This window comes from Microcoleus sp. N9_A1 (assembly GCF_036701795.1).
In the GTDB taxonomy this organism is placed as follows: Bacteria; Cyanobacteriota; Cyanobacteriia; order Cyanobacteriales; family Microcoleaceae; genus Microcoleus.
Map to the genome: position 1 here is coordinate 1 of NZ_JAUBRI010000131.1, position 7,552 is coordinate 7,552.

General features: G+C 45.6%; 10 protein-coding genes. 6 read left to right on the top strand and 4 right to left on the bottom strand.

All coding sequences use genetic code 11. From position 1 onward, the window contains the following. The first annotated feature begins 199 nt into the window (after positions 1-199). Positions 200-2,383, top strand: a complete 2,184-nt coding sequence (gene ppk1 / locus QUA58_RS30255) for a polyphosphate kinase 1 (RefSeq protein ID WP_333397828.1) — start codon at positions 200-202, stop codon at positions 2,381-2,383. A 311-nt stretch (positions 2,384-2,694) separates the two neighbouring features. Here the strand turns inward: ppk1 and QUA58_RS30260 are convergent, their stop codons facing one another. Both QUA58_RS30260 and QUA58_RS30265 read right to left on the bottom strand, forming a co-directional pair. Beyond that, positions 2,695-2,865: a hypothetical protein gene (locus tag QUA58_RS30260; RefSeq protein ID WP_015176488.1), complete on the bottom strand. Its 171-nt coding sequence runs from the start codon at positions 2,863-2,865 to the stop codon at positions 2,695-2,697. Between the two features lie 203 nt (positions 2,866-3,068). Beyond that, positions 3,069-3,329, bottom strand: coding sequence for a hypothetical protein (locus tag QUA58_RS30265; protein ID WP_333397831.1), 261 nt, complete (start codon positions 3,327-3,329; stop codon positions 3,069-3,071). 411 nt (positions 3,330-3,740) lie between these two features. Between QUA58_RS30265 and QUA58_RS30270 the strand changes: the two genes are divergently transcribed. The 5 genes from QUA58_RS30270 to QUA58_RS30290 all read left to right on the top strand — a co-directional run bounded on the left by QUA58_RS30270 (position 3,741) and on the right by QUA58_RS30290 (position 6,186). Next, positions 3,741-4,292, top strand: a complete 552-nt coding sequence (locus QUA58_RS30270; RefSeq protein WP_333257074.1) for a DUF2854 domain-containing protein — start codon at positions 3,741-3,743, stop codon at positions 4,290-4,292. 211 nt (positions 4,293-4,503) lie between these two features. Continuing rightward, on the top strand, positions 4,504-4,866 hold the full coding sequence (locus tag QUA58_RS30275; protein ID WP_333397834.1) for an NAD(P)-binding protein: 363 nt from the start codon (positions 4,504-4,506) through the stop codon (positions 4,864-4,866). After that, positions 4,850-5,371: a hypothetical protein gene (locus QUA58_RS30280; protein WP_333397836.1), complete on the top strand. Its 522-nt coding sequence runs from the start codon at positions 4,850-4,852 to the stop codon at positions 5,369-5,371. The genes QUA58_RS30275 and QUA58_RS30280 overlap by 17 nt, the downstream gene beginning before the upstream one ends. Positions 5,372-5,415: 44 nt before the next feature. After that, positions 5,416-5,577 carry a hypothetical protein gene (locus QUA58_RS30285; RefSeq protein ID WP_333257069.1) on the top strand — a complete coding sequence of 54 codons (162 nt, stop codon included), beginning with the start codon at positions 5,416-5,418 and terminating at the stop codon, positions 5,575-5,577. A gap of 114 nt (positions 5,578-5,691) precedes the next feature. Beyond that, positions 5,692-6,186 (top strand): hypothetical protein, encoded by a 495-nt coding sequence (locus tag QUA58_RS30290; RefSeq protein ID WP_333397838.1) that lies wholly within the window; start codon positions 5,692-5,694, stop codon positions 6,184-6,186. Between the two features lie 283 nt (positions 6,187-6,469). Here the strand turns inward: QUA58_RS30290 and QUA58_RS30295 are convergent, their stop codons facing one another. Together QUA58_RS30295 and QUA58_RS30300 are read right to left on the bottom strand one after the other, a co-directional pair. Continuing rightward, complete coding sequence (locus tag QUA58_RS30295) at positions 6,470-6,817, bottom strand: DUF779 domain-containing protein (RefSeq protein WP_333397840.1); 348 nt, start codon at positions 6,815-6,817, stop codon at positions 6,470-6,472. A 269-nt stretch (positions 6,818-7,086) separates the two neighbouring features. Next, positions 7,087-7,479, bottom strand: coding sequence for an aldehyde dehydrogenase family protein (locus QUA58_RS30300; protein ID WP_445301916.1), 393 nt, complete (start codon positions 7,477-7,479; stop codon positions 7,087-7,089). Positions 7,480-7,552: the final 73 nt, after the last annotated feature.

A 7,552-nucleotide genomic window follows, 5' to 3' on the forward strand; every position in this document is an offset into this window, starting at 1 on the left:
ATGGTCTTCAACAGTTTGAAGCTATCTTCATTGGTTGGAAAACCGCTCTAGCTGGACTTGTGTGTACACGGTAGCTCTGAGCTCGGGTTTTGTCTGTCTAGACGCGATTTCAATCGCCCGCTACTACGCCGCTACCACAATGACTGCGATACTAATGGTAAAGATACAATCGAGCCTCCCCAAAAGACTCCCCCAAACCATGTCCAAGCAAAAAAAGACCCCAGCCAAAACCTACACTGAAATCAACCTCAGCGACCCGCAATACTACTTCAACCGAGAACAAAGCTGGCTAGAATTCAACAACCGCGTGCTCCACGAAGCCCTCGACCCCCGCACGCCCCTCCTAGAAAGACTCAAATTTCTCGCTATTTTTAGCTCAAACCTAGACGAATATTTCATGGTGCGCGTAGGCGCCCTCAAACAGCAAGTAGAAGCAAAAGTCAGCAAATTGACCTCCGATGGCAGCACTCCCCAACAACAGCTAGATGCCATCAACAAGCGGCTTTTGCCGATGGTTACTCAGCAACACGCCTATTTTGACCAAACCTTGCGGCCCAAATTAGTAGCAAGCGGCATCTACATTCTCGACTACATCGACCTGAATCAAGAACAGCGCAATTACTTGCACCGCTACTTCAAAGAACAAGTATTTCCCGTACTCACACCCCTAGCAGTTGACCCCAGCCACCCATTCCCCTTCCTTTCAAATCTCAGCCTCAATTTAGCAGTAGTAGTCAGAGACCCCGACACCCACGAGGAATTGTTTGCCCGCGTCAAAGTCCCGCAGGTATTGCCCCGATTTTTGCCACTACCGGGGGATTTGCAGTGGCAGCAGAGGGGCAAATCTCCTGTGTGGACTGGTGTGCCCCTAGAACAGGTAATCGCCCACAATTTAGAGGCTTTGTTTCCCGGAATGGACATTCAGGAATATCACCCCTTCCGCATTACTCGCAATTCCGATTTGACTGTGGAGGAAGATGAGGCAGAGGATTTGCTGCTGGCGATAGAACAGGAGCTCCGCAAGCGCCGGTTTGCAGGTTCTGCGGTGCGGATGGAAATCCAAGCGATTATGCCACCTGCGCTGCGAGATATGCTGATGGAGGAGCTGGATCTCGGTGAGCAGGATGTTTACGTCGTAGAGGGGCTGCTAGGCCTCAAGGATTTGATGTCTTTTGTGGGGTTGCCGGTGCCAGAACTGAAAGATCCGGCTTGGACTCCGGTAGTGCCGCCGCGCTTGCGGAACTCGGAATCGCCAATGATTTTAGGCAAATCGAGGTTGGATGTTGAGGATGGTGAGGATATTTTCACCGCCATCCGCCAGGGGGATTTGATGCTGCACCATCCTTATCACTCGTTTGCGGCGACGGTGCAGCGGTTTATTACTGAGGCGGCGCACGATCGCTCCGTGTTAGCCATTAAGATGACTTTATACCGCACTTCTGGTGATTCGCCGATCGTCAGTTCTTTAATTGAAGCAGCGGAAAACGGCAAGCAGGTAGCCGTTTTAGTAGAGCTCAAAGCTAGGTTTGACGAAGAAAATAATATTAATTGGGCTCGCAAGTTAGAACAAGCTGGAGTCCACGTAGTTTACGGTTTGGTGGGACTCAAAACTCACACCAAGATTGTGATGGTAGTGCGTCGCGAGGACGGGTACATCCGCCGCTACGTGCACATCGGCACCGGCAATTACAATCCCAAAACAGCCGGACTTTATACCGATGTGGGTTTGTTGAGTTGCCGCGAGGATTTGGGTTCGGATTTGACGGATTTGTTTAATTATTTGACTGGTTATTCGCGGCAGGTATCTTATCGAAAATTGTTGGTGGCACCGGTCAATATGCGCGATCGATTTTTAGCTTTAATCCGGCGCGAGGCAGAATTCTGCCGCTTGCAGGCCGAAGGCGGCATCGGTAGCTGTGGCCGCATTGTCGCTAAAATGAATGCTTTAGTTGACCCTCAAATCATTGTTGCTTTGTACGAAGCTTCGCAAGCGGGAGTTAAAATTGATTTGATTATCCGGGGGATTTGCTGTTTGCGTCCCGGCGTGGAAGGTGTTAGCGAAAATATCCGAGTTATCAGTATTATCGGTCGCTTTTTAGAGCATTCTCGGATGTTTTATTTTTTCAACGGTGGCGACGAAGAGGTGTATATTGGTTCTGCTGACTGGATGCAGCGCAATCTCACAAGACGGGTTGAGGCAATAGTTCAGGTGGAAGACGAGACAATTGCTAAGGAGTTGCAAGAAATTTTGGGGGTAATGCTGGCTGACAACCGCCAAGCTTGGGATTTACAGTCTGGGGGACACTACTCTCAGCGGCGGCCGCCTGCTAATTGCCCGGAGGTTAGCTCCCAGCAAATTTTGATGGACATGGTGATGAATTAGTCAGTTGACAGTTGACAGTTGACAGTTGACAGTTGACAGTTGACAGCTTGCCCTGAGCTTGTCGAAGGGTTGACAGTTGACAGTTGACAGTTGTCAGTGGTCAAATTTGCAGTCACTCGTTGTCAGTTCTTGTTAGCTATTAAGCTGTACTGCATTTAATTTTAACTTTTAGGGCGGGCAAGATGCCCGCCCCACAAAGTTTTAATACACCGAAATATGCAGATTAAATGCGCGACAACTAACAACTGCCAACCAACAACTGCCAACCAACAACTGCCAACTGCCAACTGCCAACCAACAATTGTCAATTGTCAACTGTTAAAAGTGCGCTTGAATTCTTCTAACAAATCGTCAATTTCTTCGATCGCCTGACTCACATCTATTCTCAGGGCTCCCAAGTCCGATCGATCTAACAGCCGCACGAGGGATTCCCGCTTGCTCTCGATCTCTGCTACGCGCTCTTTGATTGTTTGTGCATCCATGATTTTTTGCCCTTGCTACTATTAACAAAAATATTTGACATTCCCCCCCTGCGAACAGACGGAGATTCTTAATTCACCTACATACCTTTCTGGGCCGATTCTTCACTTTTTTTATATTGGAAGTGATGAACCTGCTCAGGGCTTTTTGGTCTGTGTTATAGTTTGATTGTACATCAAAACTTCAGCCAAACTTTAGCCAAATTTTAGCGCAAAAAAGGCGGACGTTTGGTATCTGCGGGTTTATTTTTCATCATTCCAGCTAAAAATCGCTTCAGGGCCTTCTCTCGGTTTTTCATAAAAGCAGCCCAAAATCCCGGTTGATATTCATCCATCGTCTTGGCTAGGGCCCAGACATCGATCGCTAAAATATTATAAAGCCTTTCATCTTCGCGTTTGAGCGAGTTAATCTGCTCCAGAACCGCCTTGTTTGCGACCGCAGTTTGTTTGTCTTCGTCTTTAATCATGTCCGAAAAATGGTTGAAAGGGCAAGAGTGTCGATCGCGATCGCCACTCTGTATACTTTGATGATACTGCCGATCTCGATTGCCTTCTGGAACCAACGCCGCGCAATTAAAACGGATAAGTAACTACACAAAATTAATTACATAAAGACTTCTTGCTAGGTAAGGCTTTCACGCGAAATATTGTGTAATTAATTTTGCACGACTACTTATTTACCGATGGCGCGCCCGGGCGAGTCCGGCTGGATAAGCTTCTGAAGCTAGAGACAAGACTGTGGATGCACACCGCTCCCGCGCTCATAGATGCTAGCAGTTTTTCTAGGTCTTTTGGCAAAAAAACTAAATTTATTCAAGACTTTTTGACAGATAATAATTAAAGTATATTATTTCTGTCCGACTACTTACCTCACTAATATGTTACGTAAAATTTCTTTAGCAAACCTAGCCTTAGTTGTGGGCGGTATTATAGCAGCAGTCGGGTTCGGAGCCTACTTCACAGACAGACCTACCCTGAACCTAGCCGGTTTTTTTTATGGAATTCCGCTGTTGCTGGGAGGTTTGGCCCTCAAAGCGGCCGAACTCGAACCAGTCGAGTTCACCGAACCGACATCTCCGGCAGTTCTCCTCCTGCGAGAAAGTCAGGCTACAGATACTCAAAACCAAGTCCGCAAAGATATCACCCGATTTCGCTACGGTCAACCCGCGCACTTAGATGATGCTTTGGAGCGCTTGGGTCTGGCCCCAACAGACGAGGAACGGCCCCTCTTGCAAGGGTTGCGGGAAGTTGATGTTGACGGTGCTTATGGGTTAATTTTAGAGTTTTATTCGCCACTAATCCCGATCGAACTCTGGGAAGAAAAGCAAGACAAAATAGCTACTTTTTTTGGACCAGGTTTGCGCGCACAAGTAAGTCAAAAGGCTGATGAAAAAATTGAATTGGCTTTAATTAAAAATACTCAAGCTTAAAGTCGTCTTAAGTTTTGAGCGCGCGAGTTTTGAAGTTAGCACTTAATAATTAATCCTGCATCAGCCCAGATACTGATTTTAGCGGCAGCGTGAAACCTGTCGCTATCAACAAAAGCTCAATCCGCAATTGGGTGATCGCGCAAATTAGATTTCCCTTAATTAAAATAGTAGTTGAGAACGGATCGGCAACCTTAAATCAGGAGAAGCACAAATGGTTTCGTCCCAGAGTAGGATAGGTATTATCGGCGCCGGAACATCAGGGGTTTATCTGGCAATTCTGCTGATTAAACAAGGATTTCAAGTTACCTTGTTTGAAAAAGCCCCCCATCCGCGCACCGATGGTTGTGGTATCCTGATTGTGCAAGCAGGTATGGAAGCGCTGCATCAAGGCAACCCTCAAATTAGCCAGAAAATTATTAACTCAGGCGATCGGGTTAAAGTATTCGAGTTTCGCAACCTGCGTGGCGGTGTCATAAGTTCCGAGCCCGTCACCTACGAAGAAAACGAACTCCCAGGAATGCTGGTACATCGCAAAGCTATACTAGAAGCGCTCCTCGATGAGTTCCCCCCCTGAGTGTATTCATTTTAATGCAGAATTAGCATCGATCGCCCAAACCGAGCACAGTGCGATCGCCCACTTTAAAGATGGCACTAAATGGGAAGGCGATCTCTTAATTGGTGCCGATGGAATCGTCTCAAAAGTTCGTCAATTTATAGTTCCCAACGTACAACTATTCTATTTAGGCGATGTCGTCTGGCGAGGAATAGTCGAAGATAGCAGCTTCTGTCCAGAAGGAAACTTTTTTGTTTATGTACGCGGTAGGGGAATTTATGCCAAGTTCTTTCACATTGGTGGAGGTCGCACTCATTGGGGTTTCTTTATTGAAAAAGAGCGCACCGAATCTGAAATAGGTAAACTGCAACCTAATAATATCAGCATTCCTCCCAAAGAACTAGCAAAACTCCCAGATGATGCGCGAAATGTGATTGAATCAACCCCTGTAGAAAATATTGTCTGTCGTTTTTCCTATGACATAGACCCCCTACCAAAAATCTATGATGGTCGTGTTTTATCTTAATTGGAGACGCGGCCCACGCCAAAAGTTCCACACGCGCCAGAGGAATGACATCAGGTTGGGAAGATGGTTTGTGTTTAGCAAAACATCTTGCAGATAGTGCGAATATTCGCGAAGCCTTAGAAAGCTTCCAAACAGAAAGACTCCCCATAGTCCACGAATATCAACGCACTAGCCGTGAAATGAGTCTGAAGATAGGTCGTCGTTAGCCCAATGAAAAATTATCAATATACCCAGAGACCCGACTTTTTGAAGAAATCGGGTATTTCAGAAAAAAGCATTTTACTCGATCGCGTTTTGTAAAGAAACTGGAGGCCGATTTAATGAGTAACGATCCTGTAATTCATCAAGATACCGTCAACCCTCTCAACTCTCCCGATTTGGATAAAGTTCCTGACATTTTTACTCGTCATCTTGGCACTTGGCAAGGTGAGTATATTAAAACCGATACTCGCGGACATTTTTCTCGCAGATTCTTCGGTAATTTTACCATCTGGATTGAGGGAATTCACTACAGACAAGTTAACAATTATGAATATTCAGATGGTTCTCGCCGCCAGCTCAATTTTCAAGGTGAATTTGAAAATCGGATTCTGAAAATGTCTTCTAGCAGTTATTCTAATTTTTCGGCGATTGCCTGGGATGCAGGCCAGGAAACCGTTTGCTTTCGGGCCACTAAAACCCAAGATAACGCACTGATTACCTTCGTTGAAACAATGACATTACTCAGCAAAAATCAGCGAGTTCGTAGCACTCAAGCCTTTAAAAATGGCATTTTCGATGGTATCTCCTTTATTGAGGAAATACGTTGGCCCTAAAGAAAGTAGACTTGCATTGCCAAAGTCATAAACTAAACTATCTTGAAAAAAATCTGCGTCTATCTGTGTCGCTCTGCTTTTCATCTGCGGTCAATTTATCGATAGAAGATTTATGCAATGCAAGTCTAGTATACATAGCAAAAAACGCCGATTTTTTCACTACAAATAATATTTTTCTCTTGTCTATTTCTGTCGCCCCTCTGTGGAACAGGCGTCCCGCCTGTAAATTTCTGCGGTTATTAAAAATAAGATTGCTAGAGTGCAAAAAACAAGCTAAAAAAAGTTAATTAATATTAACAAACAAGCGAGAACGAGTAATAAAACGCTCTCCATCCGGCCCTTCCAGGGAAAAATCTCTGTCTCCGGGCCCCGATGCCACATCTATAATTAACTGCGTGTGCTGCCAATTTTTGTATTGCTGGGCTGCAATATAAAAGGGACAACCGCCTATTTCGCCCAGCAATACGTCACCATCACCGATTATCAATTCGCCATCGGGAAAGCACATGGGGGAACTACCGTCGCAGCAGCCGCCGGATTGGTGAAACATCAATTCTCCGTGTTGAGTTTTGAGGTAATCTATTAGTTTTAAAGCAGCTTCTGTTGCGGTGACTTTTGCGATCGTTTCCATTTTAGAACAAGGAAGATGGAAGATGGAAGAAGAAAAGTTTTTTATTCTTTCCTCTGATCTCTTCCTAATAACTGACAACTAAATGATATCACATCCCGGCTTCATCGGAATTATTCAGATATCTCTTCTCGACATCTGCGTGAATCAGCGTCCATCCATTGTCATCTGCGGTTAATAAATTCTTTTTTTTAACCGCAGATGAGGGCAGATAAACACAGATTAACGCAGATGAATTATATCAATTCCAGTTGTATGGAATTTGATATGACTTAGAAGAAACCTAATGCTTTCGGGCTGTAGCTGACCAACAAATTCTTAGTTTGTTGATAGTGATCCAACATCATTTTGTGATTTTCGCGGCCGATTCCCGATGATTTGTAGCGGCCGAATGCTGCGTGGGCCGGATATAGGTGATAGCAGTTTGTCCACACGCGACCTGCTTGAACGGCGCGGCCCATGCGGTAGGCGGTGTTGATGTCGCGAGTCCAAACTCCTGCACCTAAACCGTAGAGAGTATCGTTGGCAATTTCTAAGGCTTCGGCTTCGTCTTTGAAGGTGGTGACTGCTAATACTGGGCCGAAGATTTCTTCTTGGAAAATTCGCATTTTGTTGTTTCCTTTGAAGACGGTCGGCTGGAAATAATAGCCGTCTTGTAAGTCCAGGGTAAGCGCACCTCAAACGCAGTTGCCATCTAGATTGTAGGGCTGCTACTTTTAGAGAGTTCAGGGAGCGCTG